Source organism: candidate division KSB1 bacterium (genome assembly GCA_024655945.1).
GTDB lineage: Bacteria > Zhuqueibacterota > Zhuqueibacteria > JANLFK01 > Oleimicrobiaceae > Oleimicrobium.
Map to the genome: position 1 here is coordinate 121,539 of JANLFK010000009.1, position 24,170 is coordinate 145,708.

General features: G+C 61.6%; 22 protein-coding genes. 18 read left to right on the forward strand and 4 right to left on the reverse strand.

Annotated elements, in window-relative coordinates; genetic code table 11:
- Window positions 1–39: 39 nt before the first annotated feature.
- From tilS to NUW13_11735, 7 genes are all read left to right on the forward strand, one after another.
- Entirely contained in the window at window positions 40–1,461 is a 1,422-nt protein-coding gene (gene tilS, locus NUW13_11705) for a tRNA lysidine(34) synthetase TilS (protein ID MCR4439686.1), read from the forward strand.
- Entirely contained in the window at window positions 1,430–1,984 is a 555-nt protein-coding gene (gene hpt / locus NUW13_11710; protein ID MCR4439687.1) for a hypoxanthine phosphoribosyltransferase, read from the forward strand. Before tilS ends, hpt begins: the two co-directional genes overlap by 32 nt.
- A gap of 154 nt (window positions 1,985–2,138) precedes the next feature.
- Window positions 2,139–4,055: an ATP-dependent zinc metalloprotease FtsH gene (gene ftsH, locus NUW13_11715; protein MCR4439688.1), complete on the forward strand. Its 1,917-nt coding sequence runs from the start codon at window positions 2,139–2,141 to the stop codon at window positions 4,053–4,055.
- A 26-nt stretch (window positions 4,056–4,081) separates the two neighbouring features.
- A complete protein-coding gene (locus tag NUW13_11720) occupies window positions 4,082–5,608 on the forward strand; it encodes a tetratricopeptide repeat protein (protein MCR4439689.1) in 1,527 nt (508 codons plus the stop codon).
- A gap of 28 nt (window positions 5,609–5,636) precedes the next feature.
- The gene (gene folP, locus NUW13_11725) at window positions 5,637–6,488 is read left to right on the forward strand and encodes a dihydropteroate synthase (protein MCR4439690.1); all 852 of its coding nucleotides are present in this window, start codon (window positions 5,637–5,639) and stop codon (window positions 6,486–6,488) included.
- A 67-nt stretch (window positions 6,489–6,555) separates the two neighbouring features.
- Complete coding sequence (gene cdaA / locus NUW13_11730) at window positions 6,556–7,326, forward strand: diadenylate cyclase CdaA (GenBank protein ID MCR4439691.1); 771 nt, start codon at window positions 6,556–6,558, stop codon at window positions 7,324–7,326.
- A 55-nt stretch (window positions 7,327–7,381) separates the two neighbouring features.
- Window positions 7,382–7,927, forward strand: coding sequence for a D-lyxose/D-mannose family sugar isomerase (locus NUW13_11735; GenBank protein MCR4439692.1), 546 nt, complete (start codon window positions 7,382–7,384; stop codon window positions 7,925–7,927).
- Window positions 7,928–8,026: 99 nt separating this feature from the next.
- Here the strand turns inward: NUW13_11735 and NUW13_11740 are convergent, their stop codons facing one another.
- The 4 genes from NUW13_11740 to NUW13_11755 all read right to left on the reverse strand — a co-directional run bounded on the left by NUW13_11740 (window position 8,027) and on the right by NUW13_11755 (window position 13,154).
- Window positions 8,027–10,189 (reverse strand): TonB-dependent receptor, encoded by a 2,163-nt coding sequence (locus tag NUW13_11740; GenBank protein MCR4439693.1) that lies wholly within the window; start codon window positions 10,187–10,189, stop codon window positions 8,027–8,029.
- A 66-nt stretch (window positions 10,190–10,255) separates the two neighbouring features.
- Window positions 10,256–11,041, reverse strand: a complete 786-nt coding sequence (locus NUW13_11745) for a hypothetical protein (GenBank protein ID MCR4439694.1) — start codon at window positions 11,039–11,041, stop codon at window positions 10,256–10,258.
- Between the two features lie 89 nt (window positions 11,042–11,130).
- On the reverse strand, window positions 11,131–12,618 hold the full coding sequence (locus NUW13_11750) for an outer membrane protein transport protein (GenBank protein MCR4439695.1): 1,488 nt from the start codon (window positions 12,616–12,618) through the stop codon (window positions 11,131–11,133).
- A gap of 149 nt (window positions 12,619–12,767) precedes the next feature.
- Window positions 12,768–13,154, reverse strand: a complete 387-nt coding sequence (locus tag NUW13_11755; protein MCR4439696.1) for a DoxX family protein — start codon at window positions 13,152–13,154, stop codon at window positions 12,768–12,770.
- Between the two features lie 271 nt (window positions 13,155–13,425).
- On the opposite strand from NUW13_11755, the gene NUW13_11760 reads away from it, so the two are divergent.
- The 11 genes from NUW13_11760 to NUW13_11810 all read left to right on the forward strand — a co-directional run bounded on the left by NUW13_11760 (window position 13,426) and on the right by NUW13_11810 (window position 24,105).
- Entirely contained in the window at window positions 13,426–14,013 is a 588-nt protein-coding gene (locus NUW13_11760; protein ID MCR4439697.1) for a TetR family transcriptional regulator, read from the forward strand.
- Between the two features lie 177 nt (window positions 14,014–14,190).
- Window positions 14,191–16,182: a heterodisulfide reductase-related iron-sulfur binding cluster gene (locus tag NUW13_11765; protein ID MCR4439698.1), complete on the forward strand. Its 1,992-nt coding sequence runs from the start codon at window positions 14,191–14,193 to the stop codon at window positions 16,180–16,182.
- A gap of 37 nt (window positions 16,183–16,219) precedes the next feature.
- A complete protein-coding gene (gene radC / locus NUW13_11770; GenBank protein ID MCR4439699.1) occupies window positions 16,220–16,909 on the forward strand; it encodes a DNA repair protein RadC in 690 nt (229 codons plus the stop codon).
- Window positions 16,910–16,962: 53 nt separating this feature from the next.
- Entirely contained in the window at window positions 16,963–17,259 is a 297-nt protein-coding gene (locus NUW13_11775; GenBank protein MCR4439700.1) for a EutN/CcmL family microcompartment protein, read from the forward strand.
- Window positions 17,260–17,287: 28 nt separating this feature from the next.
- Window positions 17,288–17,572 (forward strand): EutN/CcmL family microcompartment protein, encoded by a 285-nt coding sequence (locus tag NUW13_11780; GenBank protein MCR4439701.1) that lies wholly within the window; start codon window positions 17,288–17,290, stop codon window positions 17,570–17,572.
- A gap of 3 nt (window positions 17,573–17,575) precedes the next feature.
- Window positions 17,576–17,860 (forward strand): EutN/CcmL family microcompartment protein, encoded by a 285-nt coding sequence (locus tag NUW13_11785; GenBank protein ID MCR4439702.1) that lies wholly within the window; start codon window positions 17,576–17,578, stop codon window positions 17,858–17,860.
- A 3-nt stretch (window positions 17,861–17,863) separates the two neighbouring features.
- On the forward strand, window positions 17,864–18,661 hold the full coding sequence (locus tag NUW13_11790) for a class II aldolase/adducin family protein (GenBank protein ID MCR4439703.1): 798 nt from the start codon (window positions 17,864–17,866) through the stop codon (window positions 18,659–18,661).
- Window positions 18,662–18,696: 35 nt separating this feature from the next.
- Complete coding sequence (locus tag NUW13_11795; GenBank protein MCR4439704.1) at window positions 18,697–19,314, forward strand: hypothetical protein; 618 nt, start codon at window positions 18,697–18,699, stop codon at window positions 19,312–19,314.
- A gap of 66 nt (window positions 19,315–19,380) precedes the next feature.
- Window positions 19,381–21,219, forward strand: coding sequence for a DNA primase (gene dnaG, locus NUW13_11800; protein ID MCR4439705.1), 1,839 nt, complete (start codon window positions 19,381–19,383; stop codon window positions 21,217–21,219).
- Between the two features lie 52 nt (window positions 21,220–21,271).
- On the forward strand, window positions 21,272–22,399 hold the full coding sequence (ispG, locus tag NUW13_11805; GenBank protein MCR4439706.1) for a flavodoxin-dependent (E)-4-hydroxy-3-methylbut-2-enyl-diphosphate synthase: 1,128 nt from the start codon (window positions 21,272–21,274) through the stop codon (window positions 22,397–22,399).
- The gene (locus NUW13_11810; GenBank protein ID MCR4439707.1) at window positions 22,396–24,105 is read left to right on the forward strand and encodes a hypothetical protein; all 1,710 of its coding nucleotides are present in this window, start codon (window positions 22,396–22,398) and stop codon (window positions 24,103–24,105) included. The genes ispG and NUW13_11810 overlap by 4 nt, the downstream gene beginning before the upstream one ends.
- Window positions 24,106–24,170 lie beyond the last annotated feature (65 nt).

The following is a 24,170-nucleotide window of genomic DNA, read 5'->3' on the forward strand; positions in this document are numbered from 1 at the left end:
CTAGGCTCCCGACCTTTCCTTCGCGAAAGGTCTTTTTGTTTGCACAAGACCATGCTCCTTGCGCGCTTTGAAAAGTGCTTGCGGGAACACCGCCTCGTCGCCCCAGGCCAGACGGTTCTGGTAGCAGTTTCTGGCGGCGTGGATTCGATGGTGCTGCTGGACCTTTTCGCCTGCATTCAAGAACCCTGGCGGCTGCAGCTGGTCGTGGCACACCTCAACCATGGCCTGCGCGGCAAAGAGGCCGACCGCGACCAGACCTTTGTCAGCACACGTGCCGGCCACTACGGCCTGCCCGTGGTGACCGAGCGGGCGGATGTTGCCGGCTACGCGCGCCAGCGACACTTGTCCCGTGAGGCCGCAGCCCGCGAGGTGCGCTATGACTTCTTGCGACGGGCGGCGCAGCAAGCGGGCGCCGAGCGCGTTGCCTTGGGCCACCACGCCAATGACCAGGCAGAGACCTTCCTCGACCATCTCCTGCGCGGAGCCGGTCTCGCCGGGTTGGGCGGCATGTGGTGGCAGCGGGACATCTTCGTGCGCCCGCTCCTTGGGTTCACCCGCGCCGAACTAACCGAATACGCCACCCACCACCGGCTGCCATTTTGCGAAGATAGTTCCAATGTTGACCTGCGGATGCGCAGGAACCGGCTGCGGCACGAGCTAGTGCCTCACCTGGCTTCCCACTACAACCCGCGCGTCGTGGAGGCGCTCAGCCGCGCCTGCCAGGCGTTCCAGGAAGCTGACCAGGGCTTGCGCATCATCGCTGCCCGACAGCTGGCCCGCGACGGGCGCGAAGAGGGGGGAAAAATTGTTCTTGATATTGCTGAGTTTTTGCGCTATCTTTCAGTGACGCAAAAGTATGTGTTGATGGACGTGGTGGAGCGGATGGGAGGTAGGCGCTCGCAGCTCGACAGCCGAACCCTGGAACGCGTGCTCCGCTTGGTGAGGCAGGCACGGCCGGGGACGAGGGTAAGCCTGGGGGGAGGAATCGAGGCCGCCGTCTCCGGTCGCTACTTGGTGATCGGCCCGAGCGCCCAAGGGTCCTTTTGCCTGCCAGTGCACATCGGCCGAGAGGTAGCTGACCCAGCGCGTGGTTTCGTCTTCAAGTGTTCGCCAGCCACGCGGGAAGAATTCCAGGCGCTGCGCGGCACATCCCCTGCCGTGGAATTTGTCGATGCCGGGCAGGTCGAAGAGCCGCTGCGGCTGCGTTCGTGGCAGCGCGGCGACCGCTTTTTCCCCCTGGGGATGCAGGAGAGCAAGAAACTGTCGGACTTTTTCATCGATGCCAAAGTGCCGCACCATCGCCGCCATCTTGTGCCGCTCCTCGAGTGCGCCAAGGGTATCATCTGGGTGTGCGGGCTGCGCCTCGATGAACGGTTTCGCGTCACCGACAAGACGAGGCAGCTACTAAGACTGGAATTCCACAGCGACTATGCCAGCAAAGAGCGAGAAGCAGAAGGCTGAGGCGTGTGACGGCTATCGGCTGATGTTGAGCCCGCGCCGCATCCAGCGCCGCATCAAAGAGTTAGCCAAGGAGTTGTCCCGAGACTATCGCGGCCGCGTTCCGGTGTTCATCGGCGTGCTGAACGGTGGGTTCATCTTCATGGCCGACCTGATCAGAGCGCTGGAGATAGACTGCGAGGTCGATTTCATGAAAATCTCCAGCTATGGCGACGAGACCATGACCTCCGGCTGGGTGAAGCTCTTGAAAGACGTCGACTGCCAGATCGAAGGTCGGGATGTGGTGGTCGTCGAGGATATTGTCGACTCCGGGCTCTCCATTCAGTTCCTGCACCGGCGGCTGCAGCGTTTCAAGCCCAAGTCGGTCAAGTATGTTGCTTTGCTTCTCAAAGAAGGTGCCGCCAAGGTGCCTTACGAGGTGGACTATGTTGGGTTCCGCATCCCGAACGAATTCGTTGTCGGCTACGGTCTTGACCAGGCGCAGCTGCTGCGCAACCTTGGCGGCATTTACGTGAAGAAGGAGTGATCCACCTCCAGGAAGGTTTGGCATTATGAAGGACCGAGAGCTGCATCACGCCCCGTTGCGGCGGACAGGCGGCAATGGCGATGGTCGCCGCCCTGAGGGCAAGGGCCCTGACAAGGGGGGCCCCCGCAAGGAAGAGAACTTCCAGTGGGCGCGCATGGGGCGCACGCTCTTCTTGTGGCTGATTATCATCACGGTTTCCCTGTACATATCGCAGCGGCTCACCATCCGCAACCGGGGCGAACAGGAGCTGCAATACGCGCCGCACTTTGTCGAGCTCCTTGCGGCGCGCCAGGTGCAGAAAGTGATGGTGCGGGGCAAGGAGCTGCATGGCGAGGTGCGCGAGCCACAACCCTTCCCGAAGGCAGGCGGCCAGGGGTACTATACCAAGTTTCGCGTCGCCCTGCCTGCCGAGCCCTCCCCGGAGGAGGTGCAGCGTTGGCGGGAAGAATTTGGCATCGGCGAGATCCGCTTCACGGAGAAGGCGATCAGTGTCTGGCAGTATCTTCTCGGCTACGGCCCCTGGTTGCTGATTATCGCCGTCTGGCTGTTTTTCCTGCGCCGCATGCAAGGGGTGGGGACCAAGGGGATCTTTTCCTTCGGCAAGTCGCGGGCGCGGCTGCTCACCGAAAATCGCCCGAAGGTGACGTTCGACGATGTGGCGGGTGCCGATGAGGCCAAGGAAGAGCTGCGCGAAATCATCGAGTTCCTCAAGGAGCCGGAGAAATTCCAGCGCCTTGGCGGCAAGATCCCCAAGGGTGCCTTGCTCCTCGGGCCGCCTGGAACGGGCAAGACTCTGCTTGCCAAGGCGGTGGCCGGCGAGGCGGGGGTCGCCTTCTTCAGCATGTCCGGGGCCGATTTTGTGGAGATGTTTGTCGGGGTGGGTGCCTCGCGCGTGCGCGACCTCTTTGAGCAGGGCAAACGCAACGCGCCCTGCATCATCTTCATCGACGAGATCGACGCCGTGGGCAGACAGCGGGGAGCCGGCTTGGGGGGCGGCCACGACGAGCGGGAGCAGACGCTGAACCAGCTCTTGGTGGAGATGGACGGCTTCGACTCCAACGAGGGCGTCATCGTCATCGCCGCAACCAACCGCCCTGACGTGCTGGACCAGGCCCTCCTGCGACCAGGGAGGTTTGACCGGCAGATCGTGGTCGATCGCCCCGACGTGCGCGGACGCGAAGGGATCTTGCGGGTGCACACCAAGAAGATCCCCTTGGGCCGCGACGTGGACCTCTCCATTTTGGCCAAAGGCACGCCGGGCTTTTCCGGCGCCGACCTTGCCAACATGGTCAACGAGGCGGCGCTGCTTGCCGCGCGCAAGAACAAGACCCACGTTACCATGGAGGACTTTGAAGAAGCCAAGGACAAGGTGATGATGGGTGCCGAGCGCAAGAGCCTGCTCATCAGCGAAGAGGAGCGACGGAGCACGGCCTACCACGAGGCAGGGCATGCCCTAGTGGCCAAGCTCATCCCCGGCTCGGACCCTGTGCACAAAGTGACCATCATCCCTCGCGGACGGGCGCTGGGCGCCACTACCACGCTGCCCATCGACGAGAAGCACAATTACTCCAAAGAGTACTGCCTCATCATGATGCGCCACCTGCTCGGCGGCCGCGCTGCAGAAAAGCTGGTCCTCAAGCAGCTCACTACCGGTGCTGGCAACGACATCGAACGCGCCACCGAGCTGGCGCGCAAAATGGTCTGCGAGTGGGGCATGAGCGACCGCCTGGGGCCGGTCACCTTCGGCAAGAAGGGCGAGGAGATTTTCCTTGGGCGCGAGATCGCCCAGCACCGCGACTACAGCGAAAAGACCGCCCAGCTCATCGACGAAGAAGTGAAACGCTTTGTGCTTTCGGCAGCCGAAGACGTGGAGAAGCTGCTGGCGGAGAACATCGACAAACTCCACGCCCTGGCTAATGCCCTTCTGGAGCGCGAGATCCTCGATGGCGAGGAGATCGACCGTATCCTTGCTGGCCAGGCTCTTGCGCCATCGAAGAACAGACGGACGCAGCGCGGAGGGCCGGCCGCAGCCAAGAAAAGCGATAAGGCGTCGGCAGCCGCGCCTCGCTGAACCGCAAGGATGTGCTGAGCGAACTCATGGCATACATTGTCTTGCTCCTGCGCTTGTGGCTGGTGCCTCCGTCGCGTCTGCCGCTGCTCATTGCCGTCGTTTCGGTTTTCCTGCTGGTCGTCCTTGCGCTGCTCTCCACTTCTACCACGGTATTGAACCGTCGGGTGCTGGTGCGCCTCTTGTTGGTTGTGGCGGCGCTCAGCGTGGCCGCAGAGGCGGCGCTCTTAGTGCGCCTTCGTGGGCCCGCGCCGCGACCGTACGTGGCGATTCTGCCTTTCTTACCGGGGAAGGAGTCTCCGCAGGCATGGGCGCTGAGCCGCACCCTTTGCCACAACCTGCGAGCGCTGAGTAGCAACTACTACGTGGGGAGTTTCGAGTCGGTATTGGAGGCGGTGCAGGCTGACAGCGTCATGGACCAGGCTTATGTGGCCAAGTTCTGTGAGCGAAGCGGGCTCGATGCTGCTGTTTCGGGGGAGCTTGTCCACCATGGCGAGGCCTTGCAGTGGAGCGGTCACTTGTGGCGCCAAGGCGTGTGGTCGGACACCACGTTGCCAGCCTCGGCAGGGGAACTCGAACCACTGGCCAAGGATGCCCAAGCTTGGCTTGTCCGCAAGTTAGGCCTCGTGCCGCCGCGCGCCGAGGAAAGGGAAGTCTACTGGGACGCGCAGGCGGCGCAGGCCGATATTTTGACGCGTGCAGCCAAGTTCGAGGAGGCGCGCAGGGTTCTCAGCAACGCACATCCTCCTTTGCACTGGCTGATGGTGGGCCAGTCCTACTTGCAGCAGGCCAAGCAGCTGCGCAACCTCGGCAGAGCGTGGCGCGAGCCTTTGTACCATGCCGTCACCACCGCGGAAGAACTGGTCCAGCAAGACTCGACCTTGGTAGAGGCGCACCTCCTGCTTGGCGAGTGCCACATTCTCGAGGAGGAATGGGACCGGGCCGAAACTCATGTGCGCAAGGCCTTGGCCCTGGACCCCTCCAGCAGCCATGCGCTGGTTCTCCTCATGCGCCTGCACCGTTCCCGGTATCGGGACCTCGGTTTCGAGGACGAAGAACAACTCTACCGGCGGGCTATCTGGTACGACCCCTGCTCGGTGAGCGCCCGCTTGGGCCTTGTCGCCTACTTGCAACAGATGGGGCGACGGTCAGAAGCGCTGCAGGCGGTGGACGAGGTGCTTCGCATTAACCCATCGTCTATCCCCGGCTTGCTGGCAAAGGGGAGGATGCTGATCACCTGGGAACAGAACGAAGCTGGATTCGCCTGCTTGGAAAAGGCAGCCAGTCTGGCACCCGACGACCCAGAAGTGCTCTTTGCCTTCGGGGTCGCTCGCTATGTGACCGAAGACTATGAAGGTGCGCGGCCCTTGTTTGAGCGCGCCGTTGCCGTGGGCGACCATCTTGACTCTTATCTGTACCTCGGGCTGATCGCGCGCCGCCTCGGCCAGCCCGAGAAGGCTCTGCCGTACTTCCAGGAGAGGGTGCGGCGCAAACGCGATGCACAGGACCGGCTGGCAGAGATCGCGCGGGAGAACATTTTCCAGATAACGCACTGAACTCGGGGCCAGGATGCCGGCAGAGCAGATGACTTTGCAGTTGACATGTCGCAGCAGGGTGCTCGACCTGTCCCGCAGGACGCTCATCATGGGCATCGTCAACGTCACCCCGGATAGCTTTTCTGACGGCGGGAAGTACTTCGATCTGGAGCGGGCGGTGGAACACGCCGTGGAGCTGTGCCGGCAGGGGGCCGACATCATCGATGTGGGCGGCGAATCCACGCGGCCAGGGGCTGAACCAGTACCCGCCGACGAAGAGATGCGGCGCGTGGTGCCGGTCATCGAGCGCTTGGCGCGCAGGGTGACGGTGCCCATCTCGGTGGACACCTACAAGGCATGCGTGGCCGAGGAGGCGCTTGCCGCGGGCGCGGCCATGGTCAACGACATCAGCGCCTTGCGCGCCGACCCGCACATGGCGGAGGTCGTGCGCCGCTTCGGTGCCGCTGTCGTGCTCATGCACATGCAGGGCGAACCGCGCACCATGCAGCTTGACCCCAGATACCAAGATGTGGTAGGAGATATCATCGCCTTCTTGCAGGAGAGGGCGTTGGCCTGCACGGCGCACGGCATTCCGCGCTCGTGCTTGATCGCCGACCCAGGGCTGGGCTTCGGCAAGACGGTTGAGCATAACTTTGAGATCATTCGCCGCTTGGCAGAGTTCAGGTGCCTGCAACTGCCCCTGCTGGTGGGGCCCAGCCGCAAATCGTTTGTGGGCGCAGTCACCGGCCTGCCGCCTCAGGAGCGGTTGGAAGGGACGGCGGCCGCGGTGGCTGCCTGCGTGCTCAACGGTGCTCACATCGTGCGCGTGCACGATGTGCAAGCCATGCGTCGCGTGGTAGCCGTCGCCGATGCCATCGCTCGCAAGGAACCGGCCCATTAACAGGGCAGAGGAAGCGTTCCCCCCACTGGGTAATCGCCAGGAGTAGGAAGCCGAAGGAGATCCTGTCGTGGTGCTCTTTCGCATTGGGTTCATCCCAGTCACGCTCTTCGATGTCTTGGATATCGCGGTCATCTCCTACCTCCTTTATCGGGTCTACTTTTTCATTCGTGGTACGCGCGCAGCGCAGATGACCGTCGGACTGGTGGTGATCCTGGTCCTTTCGGTGGTGGCGCCCCTCTTCAACTTGGGCGCCCTAAGTTGGCTTTTCCAGAACCTCAAGACCATCTGGTTAGTCGCCTTCGTGGTCGTGTTTCAGCCGGAACTCCGCAGGTTACTCATCTACATCGGCCAGACGCGGTTGGCGCGCTACTTTGTCAGCGTGGCCGGCACGCGCACGGTGGAAGAAGTGATTAAGGCCAGCTTGGAGCTTTCCAAGCGGGGCTACGGCGGCCTCATCGTCTTGGTAAAGGAGACAGGCCTGAGGCCTGTGGTGGAGACCGGGGTGCGGCTGCAGGCGGAGGTCTCTGTGCCGCTCATTGTCTCCATCTTCAATCCACGCTCGCCGCTCCACGACGGTGCCATTGTCATCCAGAACGAGCTGATCGAAGCGGCGCGCTGTATCTTACCCCTGTCGGACAATCCCCAGTTAGATCAAACCCTTGGCACGAGGCATCGAGCGGCAGTGGGATTGAGCGAGGAGAGCGACGCAGTAGTGATTGTAATCTCCGAAGAAACGGGCACAATCTCTGTTGCCTACAAAGGGGTTCTCAAGCGAGGGATGGATGAGCAGGCAATGCGCAGGGAACTTGAGCAGGACCTGCGTGTCACGCCGAGCTGAGAACGTTCAGATGAAGGATTGGCACCGGGTGCAGGAAGAGAGGAGGTAGGAACGGATGATCACCCGCGAGCAGGCAGAGAAGGCGCGGAAACGGGCGCTGAAACTCTTCAAGAAGGCAAGGATTGTCCTCACCGAGCAGGAAAAGCAGAACATCGAGATCGCCGACTTTGGTCTGGGCGAGCTAGAAAGTACTGGACTCGAACTGGTGGTGTACGTGAACACCGACCGGGTGTGTGCGAAGGAACTGGTGCTCTTTCCGTACCAGACCTGCCCAGAACATAGGCACCCGCCGGTTGAAGGGGAGCCTGGCAAGGAAGAGACCTTCCGCTGCCGCTGGGGCACGGTGTATCTGTACGTGCCCGGCGAACCGACTCCACATCCCAAGGCCAAGCCGCCCAAAGGGCGCGAGCAAGGGTACACCGTCTGGCATGAAGTGGAGCTCACCCCGGGGGCGCAATACATACTGCCGCCCAATACCCTCCACTGGTTTCAAGCCGGGCCAAAAGGGGCGATTGTGTCTGAGTTCTCGACCAGCAGCCGTGATGAGTCGGACATCTTCACCGACCCGCAGATCCAACGGACGCCGGTGATCGAGGGATAGGCTTCCCGCCACCCAGCCGGGAATTCCCCAAAAATGCAAAGGGAGATCTCCGATGAAGGTCTCCCTTTGTGTGTTTGAGCATGGCCTTGCCGATCCTGCTCAGAAGGTACGAGAAAGGGTCATCGTGTAGTGGCGGATGGGCATCAAGGTCCGCTCCACTTGGGTGTAGTTGTAGTTGAACAGGTTGCCGATATCAAAGCTGATGTCTGTACCAAGGAGCCTGTAGCCCATGCGCAGGTCGGCCACCTTCTGGGCCACTCTCTGGTCCCGCGGATAGACCTTCACTCGCTTCAAGCTGCTCACATAGCGGTAATCGACGCCAATGCGGAAGGGACCATCGGTGAAGGTCACCGTGCCCGTGAAGAGGTGGCGCGCACGATAGGCGAGGTAGTCGTCGGCGGTGATGTCCCAGGGGTCGAGCAGGGTGTAGGAGAGCGCTGGCGCCAGTCGTCCTTTCCACAAACTTCCCTGCAGGCTTGTCTCGATGCCGCGAATCCTTGCCTCCGTGACATTGACGAAGCGCACCGTTCCTGAGGCATCGGGCTCCGGCTCGATCAGGTCGTGATACTGATTGTGGAACAGGGCGCAATCGAAAAGGAAGCGCTTGGTGAGCTCCTGGTTGATCCCAACTTCATAGGACCAAGCAGACTCTGCCCGCAGCTGCAGGTTTGGAACTACGCGCAGGCCAGAGACCACCACGTCGGTGAAGCGCTCCGCCACACTCGGCGCACGAAAGCCGCGACCGGTGGACAGGCGCACGGTGGTGCCAGGGAGTGCCTTCCACACAAGGCCGAGCTTGGGGCTGAGTTGCTGCTCGTCGATGCCCACGTCGATGTGGCTGTAGTCAAAGCGCGCCCCGAGGGTGAAGAGGAATCGCCAGGGGAGTTTGATTTCGTCTTGCAGGTAGCAGGCGAGGGCATAGGCGTCGTGGTTGTCGAACATCGTCGACTGCACATAGTCAAAGGCGCCCTCGATGCCGGCGGTCACGGAGTGACGTGAAACGGGTAGCACGTCAGTCTGAATCTCGAAACCGAGCTTCTGCGCCTCGGAATAGTCGTTGTTGTCGTGGAAAAAGTTCTCCCAGCGATTGCGGAAATAGGACAGGCGCGTCTTCAGGCCCAGGCGTTCGCTCAGCGCGTGTTTGTAGACGGCGTTAAAATTCGCCTTCCACGACTTGACTTTGTCGCCCACTGCCACCTTAGGTGCCTCGAGCGGTCGGTTCTGGCTTTGCCACATGAAACTGGCGCCATAGTCTGCCCAGTTCCAGTTGGCCGTCAGGGCCAGGTGCGCCTGCGGCGAAAGGTGCCTTCCTATCTTGGCGGTCATGTTGTAGCGCAGGAGGTTCCCATTTTCCCGGTACCCGAGTGATTCCGTGCGGCCACCGGCAAAGACCAGCTCCCACCCATTGAACCGACGGCTGTGGCTGATGCTCGTCTCGTTGAAGTGCAGCAGCCTGTTGGTCCAGCGCCACTCCGCATAGGCAGGCTGGTCATAGAAACCGGCCAGCAGGCGCACCTGGGTGGTGGGACGCGGAGTGATATCCTTGGTGATCACGTTGATGACGCCTCCCATGGCGCTGGAGCCATAGAGGGCCGAACCGGCACCTTTCACGATTTCGATGTGGTCGATCTGTGCAGGCGTAATGAGGTCCCACTTGATGTCCCCGCTATCGCCCGGAAGGATCGGCACCCCGTCGACCAGGTAAAGCACACGGGTGCCTGCGCCGTGGCTGTAGCCGGAGGAGCCGCGGATGTTGATCTGGCTGCCCATGAAATTGACGCCGGGTGCATACTGCAGCACCTGCTCCAGATTGATCTCGGCGATTTGGCTCAGCCGCGTCTGGCTGACCACGGCCACGCTCACCGGTGAATCGCCGACCTCCTGGTAGCGCTTGCTGGCGGTGACCACTACCGAAGGGGTCTCGATCACCGTCTCCTCAAGAGTCACATGCAGTTCGGTTCGTTCCCCGGCGCGCACTGACACCTCCCTGCGCACGGGTACGAAGCCGATCATCGCCACCTTCACCGTGTAGCGGCCTGGGGGCACCCGCACCAGAGTAAAGTTGCCGCGGGCGTCAGTGGCCGTGCCGAGCAGTGTCCCTTCCAACATGACGCTGGCCCCGGGAATGGCCTGCCTGTTCTGCGCCGCAACCACGGTCCCTGAGATTGTGCCGTAGTTCTGCGCCCCGGCAGGCAGAGCGAGCACAGCGCACAACAGGAACATCCCGCCGAAAATAAGCCAGGTTTTGTGTTTGGCGAACATACACAACCCTCGGTCAGGATAGGAGAACCTTTCGATATGTCATGCCTGCTGCACGATTCAGGCTTTCTATGGGCTCCCGCTCAAAAAGACGTCGATGTCGAGGCCTTCTACGCGCGCCTTGTTGTCAGGCACCACCACCGGCCCAAAGCGCAGTCCCTTGATGCTCGTCAAGCCGATCGGTGCACCCTCCTCAAGCAGAATAGCCGCCAAAAACCAGTAGGTATCCGGTGGCGCCGAGATGGAGTAACCCACCGAGTCGCCGCCGATGGGAAGCGACCCACTGATGTAAAGATCCAGCAGTGAAGGAAGCTTTGGGAAAGCCAATGGCGAGAGCGAGGCCACGACAAACAGGTTCTGGGCGCGGGCAGGCCAGGCGCCATGAATGTGCAAGGTGCCGTTGATTGAGCTTTCAAAGTGCGGTCTGGCGCGCCTGAAATCCGCGGTCATGTTCACCCCTTGCACCACTGTCCCCTTGGGTACTTCCACCTGGCCGGGACTCAGCGAGTCCTTGCCGGCAAAGTAGACGCCAATGATGTTGTTGACGTTCCACTCGTAGCCTTTTTCCTTCCACACAATGGCAACAGCCCGGTAGAGGCCAGGAGGTAAGTAGATTGTGTATTGGGCCGAGTCGACGCCCATGGGCAGGGGCTCGCCCATGTCAAGCTGGCTGATGCCTTGCGGGGGAAAGTCAGTGGAGGCGACCACCAAAACCTGCTCGGTGTTCGCTGGCCACGCGCCGCGAAAGGCGATGGTGCCACGGATACCCGACGTGATGGGCGCCAGGCCCTTATCGATTTCGCAGCTCAGGACAAGCAAGAAGGCGGCAGCGAGAGCAATGGCGATTCGTTTCATCACTTCTCTGACCTTGCTTGCATTACGCAAAAAAGGTGCCCCTCCCTCACTGCTCCAGAAGAAGGGGCACCAGAGCTCTCAACTCGCTGCTACAACTTGATGTCGATGCCCAGCATGAAGTTCATCGCATCCAGCTTGTAGGTGCCGGCCATGTTGTCGTAGCTGGTCACCATGCCGGTGGCGTCCTTCACCTCCGCCCAGGTGGGCACGGTGCGGTCGCCGATGAACATCTTCTCCACGCTGGCATGCACGGTGGCAAAGCCCAGGCAGTAGCCCAAGCCGAGGCCGCCCACGTAGCGCCGGTTAATGTCCGGGATGGTGGGGCTCAGGGTGTGGTCAGGCGTGGCCGCCGGTTCGGTGTAGAAGAAGCCACGGACCTTCAAGGCGCTGAGTGAATACTCGAGGCCCGCGCTGAGTCGCAGGGCATCTTTCCACTCTTGCACCAGCTCCCCAAGTTCCGTGCCGTCGGCCTTCCTGTTGACTTTGATTACGTCCCAGGCAGACCACTGCGTGAAAGCCACATCGGCAGTCACCACCAGGTTGTTGATGCCGGTGTAGGTGAGTCCTGCGCCCACCTCCAACGGCAGGGGCAGGTCGGCAGTGACATCGGTTTCCACGGGAGCCGTGGCCGGCTGCTGGGTTTGTGGGTTGATGGTGGCGCCGGAGTAGACGCCCATCACCTTCGCATAGGTGGCCTGGTCGATCTGGCCTCCTGCCAGCAGGGCATTCAACTGCGCCTGGAGAGCCGCAAGCTGTTGGGCAGAAAGCTTCGCGGTGTAGGTGAGCATGGAGACCTTGCCCTCCAGCGGTTGGTCAAGGTAGTAGCGCCCGGCCAGTCCTAAGGTGAGACATTGGGTCACTTTGTACTGCAGGCCGATGTTGCCGCCAAAACCCCAGCCATCGCCCTCCAGCTTCTGCTCCGTCAGCAGGTGGTCAAACGGCTTGGCCAACAGGCCCAGCTGCGTCAGGAGCGGGCTCAATGGCGTCAGCTTGAGCGGATTGGGGGTGAAAACCGGCTGGCGGATCTCGATGCTGTTCGTGATGATGCTGATGCCAAGGCCCACGGATAGCTTGTCCGTCACCTGGTAGGCGATGGAGGGATGGATGTCGATGACCTTGAGGTTATCTTCGACGTCGATGTCTGGGTAGAGCGGATTGTACCCGCTGGTCTCGAGCAGGTTCCACTTCGAGCCGAGGCCAAAGGGGGCGAACACGGAGATACCTACCGCTAACTTGTCCATGCCGTAGACAAATCCAGCGGCCGGGAGGTAGAAGGTCTGCGGCTCATTTTCCATTTCTGTGGTGCGCAGAGCGCCAATGGCTGGGTTGGCCAGGTACTTGCCTTTCGGGCCCACGATCTCGAAGCTGCCACCGAAGTGTAGCCCCTGGATTTGCGCCAATCCGGCCGGGTTCCAGTACATGCCGCTCCAATCATTGGAGAGCCCACGGTAGGCACCTCCCAGGGCCGTTGCCCTGGCCCCTATGCCTGTCAAAGCCACCCCCGATGCAAGTACCACACTGAACGATGCTAAGGCCAAAACGCCCGCCAATGACAGCGCCAAAAGGGGTCTTCTCATGTGTTCCTCCGTTCAGTTTGACCGAATACCTTACTGCTTACCCTGCCGCCCCTCCTACCACACCTTTTCCTTGCATTCTTGCGCTTTTTCTCTGCCCGATGGTCACCTCCTTTCGCAGCTGCACCGACTCGCCCACAGTAGCCAGCCTCTTACCGTAAAGCAAGCGGCCAAGGCTGGCGAATAGCAAGAAACATCAGACTCGAACCAAGGAGAGCTACGTTCTTGCTGAAGTTGATCATCTCGCTCATCCTGGTCGCCGGGTCCTGCACCGTCCAAAAAGCATGCATGGTGAAGGTCACCGGCACGAAGAATACCACCAGGGCCACCACGCCAATGGTAGGGCGGTAGCCGGTGAGTAAGCTGAGCCCAGCTATCAACAGCAACAGGCCAGACACCACCACCGCCACCTTGGCAGCGGGGATCCCTTTGCTCGCGGCGTAGCCGCTCATCATCCCCAACTTCGTGAAGTGGTTCACGGCGCTGAAAAGGTAGTACACCCCAACAATGATGCGTCCTACCAAGAATGCCACCTGCATGACGAGGCCCTCCTCGCTGGACCGCACCGGTCTCCTTCTGACCATGATGGCAGGGATCACTCAGGCAGCACTTAAGATAACAAAAATTGCGAAATTGTCAAGGCCTATTTTTAGAAGAATAATGGGGTTCAGACCTCTGAAGCTCATTCAATAAAGCCCTTGATTTTGAACGAATAAATGCTACATTTGTGAATGGCAGTTCATTCACCGGGAGGCCTCCTGAATTCGCAGCAGGCGGTTTGTGGTGGACCAAGCGGAAAGGAGCGGACCTATGGGCGAGGACAAGCGCGAGCGGATAATGAAGTCCGCCATGAAGATGTTCGCCAAGAAGGGCTTCTACAACACCAAAGTCTCGGAGATCGCGCGAGGCGCGGGCGTGGCGGACGGCACTACCTATCTTTACTTCAAGAGCAAAGACGACATTCTCATTTCGCTGTTTGAGACGCAAATGGAGCCAATTCTTGCCCAGGTGCGCCAGGAGTTGGCAAAGGAGAGCACGGCCACTGACAAGCTGCGCCGGTTTGCGCAACTGCACTTTCAGATGGTGGAGAAGAACCAGGACCTGGCCATGGTCATCGTGGTGGAGCTACGGCAGAGTGCCAAGTTCATGCACGAGTACCCCGGCACCAAGTTCAAGGAGTACTTAGATGTGATCGGCGCCATCATCGAGGAAGGACAGCAGAGTGGCGAGTTGCGCAGCGACATTCACCCCAGCATTGCCAAGCAGGTAATCTTTGGCGCGTTGGACGGTTTGGCAACCAACTGGATCCTCGCCAAGCGGAGCAAACGAGGCCTAAGTGATTTGGCCGACCAGGTGGCCGACTTCTTCGTGCGTGGCGTGGCGGCCTGCGGAGCATAGCCCGCCGCAAAAAAGGCTTTGACTTTTTGCCGGGGAGTGATAAATTCCATTCTGCCAAAGGAAGGGAGCCCAGCGGAAGGGGCGTTGGGTGTTAGGGCGGAGGAATCATCCGAGTGCAGGCGTGGCTGAACTTATTGGCGAGAGAGCGGACCTGATTAGCCAGTGCAGCGAGGAGCGATGGAGACACTGACAAGACCGACGCGGGAAATCTACTGGAACATTCCGGGCTACGGATGGCTCTATCTGATTTTCGTGCTCGCCTTGGCGGTTTTTGGCTACGGGGTGTATCGGCACCTGCGGTTGTGGCGCATGGGCAGGCCCGAGGACCGCACGGAGCGGCCGCTTCTGCGAGTGCGGCACCTGTTGCTGGATGGGCTACTGCAACGCGCGGTGCTGCGGGAGGCCTTTCCTGGGCTAATGCATGCGCTCATCTTCTTCGGCTTTGTGGCCTTGTTCATTGGCACGCTCCTTGTTTTCCTTCAGGCAGATTTTGGGCTGCAGATCCTGCACGGGCGGTTCTACCTCTACTATTCGCTGCTGCTGGACCTTTTCGGCGCGCTCTTTGTCGTCGGCCTGCTCATCGCGGCGGTGCGGCGCTATGTGTTGCGCCCGCAGCGGCTCAACAACCGCCTCGACGACGCCGTGCTTCTTTCCATGCTGTTCGTCATCGGCGTGGGTGGCTTCTTCATCGAGGCAACGCGCATAGCTGCCACGCTGCCACCATGGCGGGCCTGGTCACCCGTGGGCAATTGGCTTTCCGCCTTTGTGGCGCCTCTTGCGCAAGGCGACAAGCTGAGCCTGCATCGCATCCTCTGGTGGGGACATCTCGTGGTGTCGATGGGCTGCGTTGCCTACCTTCCCTACTCCAAGCTCTTTCACATTTTCGTTTCGCCGACCAATGTCTATTTCAAGTCCTTGGGGCCGCGTGGCGAGCTGCTTCCTATCGACATGGAGGCTTGCGAGACCTTTGGCGTCACGCGCATGAACGAGTTCACCTGGAAGCAGCTTTTTGACTTGGACGCCTGCACCTCGTGCGGCCGCTGCCAGGATGTTTGTCCGGCGCATGCTACCGGCAAGCCCCTTTCCCCGAAACAGCTCATTCTCGACCTGAGGGAGCAGATGGGCCGCGAGGGGCAGTCTTCCGGCTCCGACGCGCCGGATCAGGGGGCAAAGGCCCTTCTTGGCGAAGCCGTCGCCGATGACGTGCTCTGGAGTTGCACCACCTGCTTCGCCTGCCAGGAGCACTGCCCGGTGGCGATCGAGCACGTGCGCAAGATTGTCGACATGCGGCGGGCTCTGGTGCTCACGGAGGCACGTTTTCCGCAGGAGTTGCAGCCGGCGTTCAGGGGGCTGGAGACCAACGGCAACCCGTGGGGGATGTCCAGCGCCAACCGTGCCGCCTGGACCGAGGGGGTAGAAGTGCCCACCATCCAGGAGCGGCCCGATGCCGAGTACCTCTGGTTCGTGGGGTGCGCAGGCTCCTTCGACGACCGCGGCGTGAAGATTTCGCGAGCGTTGGCCCACCTGCTCAATGCTGCAGGTGTGAGCTATGCGGTGCTCGGTGTGGAAGAGAGCTGCTGTGGCGACCCGGCGCGCCGCGCCGGCAACGAGTACGTGGCCATGACCCTCATGCAGCAGAATGTCGAACTTTTCGGGCGCTACGGGGTCAAGAAGGTGCTCACTTCATGTCCACACTGCTACAACGTGCTCGAGAATGAATACCGACAGTTTGGCGGCTCCTACGAAGTGGTGCACCATTCGCAACTGTTGGCCCAGCTCCTGGCAGGAGGGCGGTTGCGTTTAGCCGGCTCCGTGACGAGCGCAGTGGCTTTTCATGACTCCTGCTACTTGGGACGGTACAACAACATCTACTCCCCGCCGCGCGAGGTGTTGCAGGCGGTCGTGGGAAAGCCCCCGCGCGAGCTCTCGCGGCACAAGCAGCGCAGCTTCTGCTGCGGCGCCGGCGGCGGCAGAATGTGGATGGAGGAAAGGCTCGGCACACGCATCAACCACGCGCGCACCGATGAGGCGCTTGCGGCCGGGGTGCAGACCCTGGCCGTTGCCTGCCCCTTCTGCCTGATCATGCTGGATGACGGCGTGAAAGACCGAGGCGCAGAGGAGAAGATGCGGGTGCTGGACATCGCGCAGGTGCTGGCGCAGGCGGTGTGACGTCCGTTGGCAGCGAAAGGCATCACGCGGGGGTATCGTGGTTCGCTATGTGGCAAAGATTCCGGAATGGCCTGAAGGAGAACGGCCGCGCGAAAGACTCTTAGCGCACGGCCCGGAGCCCCTGGCCGACGCGGAGCTCCTGGCTATCATCCTCCGCACTGGCTCCGGAGGGGCCACGGCTCTGGATTTGGCCCGACATCTGTTGCATAAGTATCATGGCTTCCGGGGTCTGGATGCGCGCTCGCCGGCCGAGCTCTGTCAAGAGACAGGGGTCGGACCGGCCAAGGCGGCGCAGATCAAGGCAGCCTTGGAGATCGGCAAGCGGCTGTTCCGAGAGCAGAGCCGGGTGGGAGACAAGGTGGCCTCCAGTGCCGACGTGTACGCGCTCGTGCGTGGCCACATACGCGACCTGCCCCGCGAGGTGTTCATAGTGCTGTTTCTCACCAGCCGCAACAAGTTGCTGGATGAAAAGACCGTCTTCGAAGGGAGCCTCACCGAGAGCGTAGTCAGTCCCCGCGAGGTTGTCTACGAGGCGCTGTCGCGGCAGGCGGCTGCGGTGGTCTTTGTGCACAACCACCCCAGCGGCGATCCTTCGCCTTCCCAGGAGGACAAGAGCATCACCAAGATGCTCAAGGACGCCTGCCAGCTGGTGGGAATCACCGTGTTGGACCACGTCATCATAGGCAAGGACTCTTACTTCAGCTTTGCCGACGAAGGGCTGCTCTGAGGGAACCGGCGGCCTTCCGGCAGAGTTGCGAATGCCCAGGCAAGGAGAGAGAGGTGGAAATCGCGCGTGTGGTCGGCACCGTAGTGTCGACGTGCAAGGACGAGAAACTCAACGGCAGCAAACTGCTCATCGTCAACCTGCTCACTCCAGAGGTTAAGCCGACTTCGACCTATCTAGTGGCCGTAGACACGGTCGGCGCCGGAGAGGGAGAGGTGGTGCTCATCGTGCGCGGCAGTTCGGCGCGCATGGCCAAGAACATGACCACCACCCCTACCGACACCAGCATCATTGGCATCGTCGATACGCTGGAGCTCGAAGGCAAGGTGGTCTTCCAGAAGTTCGGCGAGTAGGTGGCCTCTGCGGAACAGGGAGCGAATCGTGAAACTGGGCAAGGTCATTGGCAAGCTCTGGTGCACGCGCAAGGACGAAAAGCTGGCCGGCGTGAAGCTGTACGTCATGCAGCCTCTGGACAAAGAGTTGCAGCCGTTGGGCAGACCCCTCATCGCTGCAGATGGGGTGGGCGCAACCGAGGGGGAGATTATCTACTGGGTCAGCGCCCGCGAGGCCTGTTACGCCATCGACGGCCGCCAGATCCCTTCGGATTGCTCGATCGTGGGGATCCTCGACGACATCTACGTGGCCCCCGAGGCGGAGGAGAAGTGAGCGATGGTTATCGGCAAAGTGGTCGGCAACATTCATGCGACCATCAAGAAGGCTTGCTATCAGGGGCGAAAGCTCCTGTTGGTGCAACCTGTGGCGCCCGATCTGACCCCCTTGCACGACCTCATCCTGGCGGTGGACAGCGTGGATGCGGGGGAGGGCGACCTTGTCCTGGTGGCCCAGGAGGGGAAGGCCGCAGCCGACATCTTGGGCATGAAAGAGGTGCCGGTGCGCAGCGTGGTGGTGGGGGTGATTGACCATTTCGACATGGCACAAGAAAAGAGAGAGTGAAGCGTGGCGCAATCTGTCTTTCAGGTCAAGCGAGAGATTATCGATATCTGCCAGCGCATCTACCAGCGGGGCTATGTGGCCGCCAACGACGGCAATGTCAGCGTGCGACTGGATGACAACCGGGTCATCGTGACCCCGACGGGGATGAGCAAGGGCTTCCTCAAGGTCGACCAGCTGGTGATGGTTGATATGCAGGGGCGACAAATTGGCGGCACGCTCAAGCCATCGTCTGAGGCCCTATTGCACCTGGACATCTACAAGCAGCGCCCCGACGTCAATGCGGTGGTCCATGCCCACCCGCCGACGGCGACGGGATTTGCCGTGGCCGGCATCCCGCTCACCAAGTGTGTCCTGCCGGAAGTGATTATCAGCCTCGGTGGTGTTCCCCTTGCGGAGTATGCGACTCCTGGCACCCCGGAGCTTCCGCAGGTCATCCGCGACTATCTGAAAGGCCATGATGCGGTGCTTCTGGCCAACCACGGGGCGCTGACCATTGGCCGCACCCTCATCCAGGCGCACTACCGCATGGAGACCATCGAGCATTTTGCCAAGATAATGCTGGTGGCCATGCAGCTGGGCAGGGTGAACGTGCTGGAAATGGAGCGGGTCAACCAACTTCTGGAGTTGCGGCAGAGGCTCGGCCTCGACCATGGCCGACCGGCCTGCGAACCGTGTGAGACCGCAGGAGAGGCGACTGGGCGTGCTCCCGTGCCGACAGGGGACCTCTACGCCGAGCTCGATCGGGTGACGGAAGAGACCACCGCGCGAATGATCGCATCCCTGCGGCAATCATCTGGGTAGAGAGTCTCTTGCTTGCCAAAAGGAGGGGACGGGCCATGAGGCTTCTTGCTCTGGGGGTGGTCGCTTTGTGCCTGCTGGGTGGGTTTCACTTTTCTGGGCAGGCGCAGGAACGAGCTGATATCTCGGCCATATTGGAGCGCGCCCAGGGCTCGTGCGATGCCGGCCGTTACTTGGAAGCCGCCAATCAGCTCCGCCAGGCACTGCGCTTGCTGAACAAGGCAATCGTTACGCAAATGGAGGGCCTCCTGCCGGAACCAGAGCGAGGGTGGGAGGCTCAGCCCACCCAAGCAGAGGCGGACGAGTTTGTCGCTCACGTCGGGCTGAAGGTGCGCCGGCAGTACGTGAAGAGCAATAGCGCGCAGACCGTAGAGGTGGAGGTGGTCGTCGGGGCGGTGGATGCCGGCGTGCTGATGAGGTGGTTGGCCAACCCGATCCAGATGGAGCGGGCGAGCGAGGGGAGCAAGCTCATCACCATTGGCACACGACGCTGGGTTGCCAAGTACGACGAGCGCGATCAGACGGCCGAGTTAGCCACCGTGGTCGGCACTGACCGGGTGGTGCGCGTGCGTGGCTACAGCTTGCGTAGTGCGGAGCCAGCCGAAAAGTACGCGGCACGGGTACCCTTGGAGACCCTGGAGCGCCTGTTCAGATAGTGGGCCAGGTGGGTGCTTGCATGCCCATGGCTGTTTTGCGCAGCACTTGAGGTTACAAGGATTGCGGTGCGCATACCTGATGACAAGATCAATGAGGTGCGGGCGGCATCCGATATCGTTGAAGTCGTCTCTGCCTACCTTACCCTGAAGAAGAGAGGTCAGAACTACTTCGGCCTCTGCCCTTTCCACACTGAGAAGACCCCCTCCTTTGCTGTCAACCCCCAGCGGCAGATCTTTCGCTGCTTCGGCTGTGGCGCAGGTGGCAATGTCTTCACCTTTCTCATGCGCATGGAGAACATCACCTTCCCGGAAGCGGTCCTCCGCCTGGCGCAGCGCGCCGGCATCTCCATTAGCCTGGAGCGCCTGGATGAGGAGGAGGCGCGCGCACGAGAAGCGGTGTATGCGGCCAACCGAATGGCGGCTGAGTTCTTCTACCGGAACCTCATCAAGGCGCCGGAAGGCGCTGTGGCGCGCTCCTATTTGCAGGCCAGACGCCTGGAGCTCGAGCCACTGGGCAAGTTTGGCCTCGGCTATGCATTGGACCGTTGGGACGGGCTGCTCTCCTACGCGGCGACAAAGAGCATGAGTACCGAGGTGCTGCTTGCAGCCGGCCTTATCATCTCGCGGCCCGATGGCGGCTACTACGACCGTTTCCGGCACCGGCTGATGTTCCCGATCTTCGACCTCATGGGCAAGATTGTCGGCTTTGGCGGTCGCCGGCTCAAGGAGGAGGAGGCGGCAAAGTACATCAACTCGCCGGAGACCATAGTCCACAAGAAGGGCGCCATTCTCTATGGCCTGTACCAGACCAAGGAGTTCATCCGGCAGGCGAATTCGGCAATTCTGGTAGAAGGGTACATCGACCTCTTGAGCCTGTTCCAGCGGGGCATTCGCAATGTGGTTGCCTCTTCGGGCACGGCGCTCACCGAGGAGCAGGCGGGGCTGCTCGCCCGCTACTGCCAGGAGGTGGTGGTCCTGTACGACGCGGATTCCGCCGGCTCTTCGGCGGCCATCAGAGGCGCCGACATTCTCATTGCCCGCGGGCTGGACGTGAGGGTGGCGCGCCTGCCTGCCGGCCACGACCCGGACACTTTCGTCAATGAACGGGACGCCGAAGCGGTAGTTGCCCTGGTCAATGAGGCGAAGAGCTTGGTGGAGTTCAAGATCGAGGCGCTCCGCCAGGCTGGCTTTTTCGAAACCCCGGAGAAGAAGGCGCGAGCCATCCATTCGGTGGTGGAGTCGATCGCCGTGATCCCAGACGAAATCAAGCGCAGTCTCGTCGCGCAGCAGGTGGCTCAGATGCTGGGCATGGAGGAGCGCGTGATCGGCGCGGCGGTAAACCGCTTGCGCCGCGGAGAAAGATGGGACACGGGCCGTGTTGCAGGCACCGGCGGCGCGGCACTGAGCGCCACCCGCGGCGAACTGGCGGAGAAAGCGCTGGTGGCGATGATGGTGCGCACGCCGGAGACCGTGCCGACAATACGGCAGCACCTTGCCGCAGAAGACTTTCGCCATCCAGGGCTGCATGGCTTTGTGGCCGAGCTGTGGCAGGCCGCCGACGAAGGACGGCCATTTGAGCCGACCGCCAGCGTCAGCTTCCACGCAGATCCGGAGGTGGCCTGCCTGGTGGTGGCAGCCATGGCGGAACAGGACGAACGCTCCGCCCTCTCGCCAGCCGAGCAGGGGAAGCTCATGCGCGACTTCATCATCACGCTGCGCCGGCGCCCTTTAGAGGAGCAGATGCAGGCAGTGCGCGCGCAGATCAAAGAACTGCAGGGAGCCAAGAAGAGCACCAGCCAGGCCATCGCCCGCTACAAGGAGCTGGTGGATGCCCTGAAAGCCGTGGAAACCATGTTCGACCAGGGCAAGTCGACTTTGCCGCAAGACGATCCGCAGCCGTGGTGAGCGAAATCGGCTGGCAGGCACAGGGAAAAAGCGCTTGAAATTGAGGGCGGAAATGTCTAAACTTGCCAGCGCCACAAGCGCGCTGCTTCGCAGCCGCACCCGAAGGGTCATGGTCGGCGATGTGGCCATAGGCGGCGGGGCGCCAGTGTCGGTGCAGTCGATGACCAAGACGTACACCGCCGATGTAGCCGCCACCATCGCCCAGATTCAACGCCTGCAGGAGGCAGGGTGCGAGATCGTACGGGTGGCCGTGCCAGACCAGGAGGCGGCTGAGGCCCTTCCTCGCCTGGTGCGACAGTGCAAGCTGCCTGTGGTAGCCGATATCCATTTCGACTACCGGCTTGCCATAGCGGCTCTGCAGGCTGGGGTGCACAAGCTGCGCATCAACCCTGGCAACATCGGTGGCGCAGAACGGGCCAAGAAGGTGCTGCGAGAGGCCAAGGAGCGCGGCGTGCCGGTGCGCATTGGGGTAAACGCCGGCTCGCTGGAGAAAGACCTCTACGAGCGCCACGGCGGCGCGCCGCCCGAAGCACTGGTGGCCAGCGCCTTGCGGCAGGTGGAGCTCTGCCAGGACATCGGCTTCGACGACATTGTCCTGTCGCTCAAGGCCTCGGATGTGCTCACTACCATCGAGGCGTACCGGCTCATCGCCCGGCACGTGGACTTTCCGCTCCACCTGGGCATCACCGAAGCTGGCACCCGGTGGACCGGGACCGTCAAGTCGGCAGTAGGCATTGGGGTGCTTTTGGCCGAGGGGATCGGCGACACCATCCGCGTCTCGTTGGCGGGCGACCCGGTCGAGGAGGTGCGGGTCGGCTGGGAGATTCTCAAGAGCCTGCGCCTGCGCAAACGTGGGGTGACCGTCATCGCCTGCCCGACCTGTGGCCGCACCGAGGTGGATGTGGCCGCAATCGCCGAGGAGTTAGGGCGCCGGCTGGCTGCCGTGGACAAGGAGCTGACCGTGGCGGTGATGGGGTGCGCCGTCAATGGGCCAGGCGAGGCGAAAGAGGCCGACGTGGGGGTGGCGTGCGGAAAAAAAGCAGCCCTCCTCTTTCGCCGGGGCACTGTGGTCGGCAAAATCCGCGAAGAGGAAATTGTCGAACGTCTCCTGCGAGAGGTAGAGGAGTGGCCGTCTGTCGGTCACGCAGGGCCAACAACCAGCAGAGAAGAGGTGCTATGACGGCAACTGGAGAGACCACCTTAGTGCTTGGCGGCGCTGGCCTGGTGGGGTTTCAGGTGTGCCGGCGCATCGCCAAGGATCTGAAGCCAGCACGGCTGGTGGTTGCCTCCCTCTATCAAAGGGAGGTGCGAGAGGCAATCAAAGAGCTGCAGAAGGAGTTTCCCCACATCCAATTCGAGGGGTGTTGGGGCAACGTCTTCACCAGAGCCGAATTCTCCCATCGCGACCGGGCGGAGATCTTAGAAAGCCACAGCTGGCGGCGCGCCATCTTCGACGACGTATTCGGCGACAAGGAGGCGGCCTTCAGCACTTCCCGCCTGGTGGAGATCATCCTGCAGTACAAACCAGCCATTATCGTCGACACCATCAACACCGCCACCGGCATCAGCTATCAGGACGTGCATACCACTTCGCTGGAGATCGCGCATCTGCTGCGCCGCAAGTGGGATGAGGCGGCAAGCAGAGGCGAAAGCGAACTGCACCTCAGCAAGGCCGATGTGCGACTCATCGAGACGCTGCTGGTCAGCCAGTCCATTCCGCAACTGATTCGGCATGTGCAACTCATCTGGGACGCCATGGTGCAGGTGGGCACGCGCGTGCTCGTCAAGGTCGGCACCACCGGCACCGGCGGCATGGGGCTCAACATCCCCTATACCCATAGCGAGGACAAACCCAGCGCGCGCCTGATGTCCAAGACTGCGGTGGCCTTTGCCCACACGGGGTTGCTCTTCCTGCTGGCACGCACGCCAGGCGGGCCGATCGTCAAGGAGCTCAAACCGGCGGCGATGATCGGCTATCGCAAGGTCGACTATCGTACCATCCGCCGCTACAACACGCCGGTCAAGGTGTTCGCCAGCAAAGTGGAGCCCTTGGAAAACGAGATCGACCTTACGCCACGCAAGGACTTTGCCGAGGCCGGCGAGCTGATGATGGTGGGCGTGGATACCGGCGAGAACGGTTTCTTCACCCTGGGTGAATTCGAGGCAATCACCTCCATGTACCAGATGGAGTTTGTCACCCCCGAGGAGATCGCGCAGAATGTGGTCCTGGAAATCAAAGGGAGCAACACCGGCAAGGATGTGATTGCGGCCATCGACGGCGCAGTAATGGACCCCAGCTACCGCGCCGGATACTTGCGCCAGCCGGTGATCAACGAGATGCAGGCCTTGGAGAAGCGCACCAATTCGCACAGTGTGGCCCTCGGGCAACTGGGCCCCCCGGAGTTGTCCAAGCTGCTGTACGAGGCGCATCTTCTCAAAGTCAAGTACAAGACGCTGGAGGCAGTGGTGGCGCAGGATCCGCAGGAGATTTCCCGCGCCTTGCTCAACTACCTGAAGCGGCACCCCATCCGCAATGTGATTACCTCTATTGGCGTGCCCATTCTCCTGCCTGACGGCAAGCACATCGTCCGTGGGCCACACCTGAACATTCCCGAGTACCGCGGGCAATGGACAGTGCCGGTGACGCCGGAGGCCGTGGAACGGTGGGCAGCAAAGGGATGGGTCGACTTGCGCCCGCAGAACTGGGCACTGTGGCAGGAACGCTTCCGGGTGATGCTGCGCTCGGCAGCGGGATTTGTCGGCGAGGGGTCAGCGGCGTTTGGGCTGTCGACGTACCTGTGGAAGGAGATCCGCATCGGTGAAGTGGTCGGGTGGATTTTCAACAACGACCCGAAGATCGCCGGCTACCGCATCAAGGCGCTGTAGGGCCGTCTGGCTCCTACTCGGGTCGCTGGCCTGGGGAGGTAGCTTCCTGCCAGTGCAGGGCCTGG

Bases quoted from the DNA above. Each gene is read 5' to 3' on its own strand.
- hpt (MCR4439687.1), top strand. From the start codon at position 1,430: ATGCCAGCAAAGAGCGAGAAGCAGAAGGCTGAGGCGTGTGACGGCTAT.
- ftsH (MCR4439688.1), top strand. From the start codon at position 2,139: ATGGGGCGCACGCTCTTCTTGTGGCTGATTATCATCACGGTTTCCCTG.
- NUW13_11720 (MCR4439689.1), top strand. From the start codon at position 4,082: ATGGCATACATTGTCTTGCTCCTGCGCTTGTGGCTGGTGCCTCCGTCG.
- folP (MCR4439690.1), top strand. From the start codon at position 5,637: ATGACTTTGCAGTTGACATGTCGCAGCAGGGTGCTCGACCTGTCCCGC.
- NUW13_11735 (MCR4439692.1), top strand. From the start codon at position 7,382: ATGATCACCCGCGAGCAGGCAGAGAAGGCGCGGAAACGGGCGCTGAAA.
- NUW13_11740 (MCR4439693.1), bottom strand. From the start codon at position 10,189: ATGTTCGCCAAACACAAAACCTGGCTTATTTTCGGCGGGATGTTCCTG.
- NUW13_11745 (MCR4439694.1), bottom strand. From the start codon at position 11,041: ATGAAACGAATCGCCATTGCTCTCGCTGCCGCCTTCTTGCTTGTCCTG.
- NUW13_11750 (MCR4439695.1), bottom strand. From the start codon at position 12,618: ATGAGAAGACCCCTTTTGGCGCTGTCATTGGCGGGCGTTTTGGCCTTA.
- NUW13_11755 (MCR4439696.1), bottom strand. From the start codon at position 13,154: ATGCAGGTGGCATTCTTGGTAGGACGCATCATTGTTGGGGTGTACTAC.
- NUW13_11760 (MCR4439697.1), top strand. From the start codon at position 13,426: ATGGGCGAGGACAAGCGCGAGCGGATAATGAAGTCCGCCATGAAGATG.
- NUW13_11765 (MCR4439698.1), top strand. From the start codon at position 14,191: ATGGAGACACTGACAAGACCGACGCGGGAAATCTACTGGAACATTCCG.
- NUW13_11785 (MCR4439702.1), top strand. From the start codon at position 17,576: ATGGTTATCGGCAAAGTGGTCGGCAACATTCATGCGACCATCAAGAAG.
- NUW13_11795 (MCR4439704.1), top strand. From the start codon at position 18,697: ATGAGGCTTCTTGCTCTGGGGGTGGTCGCTTTGTGCCTGCTGGGTGGG.
- ispG (MCR4439706.1), top strand. From the start codon at position 21,272: ATGTCTAAACTTGCCAGCGCCACAAGCGCGCTGCTTCGCAGCCGCACC.
- NUW13_11810 (MCR4439707.1), top strand. From the start codon at position 22,396: ATGACGGCAACTGGAGAGACCACCTTAGTGCTTGGCGGCGCTGGCCTG.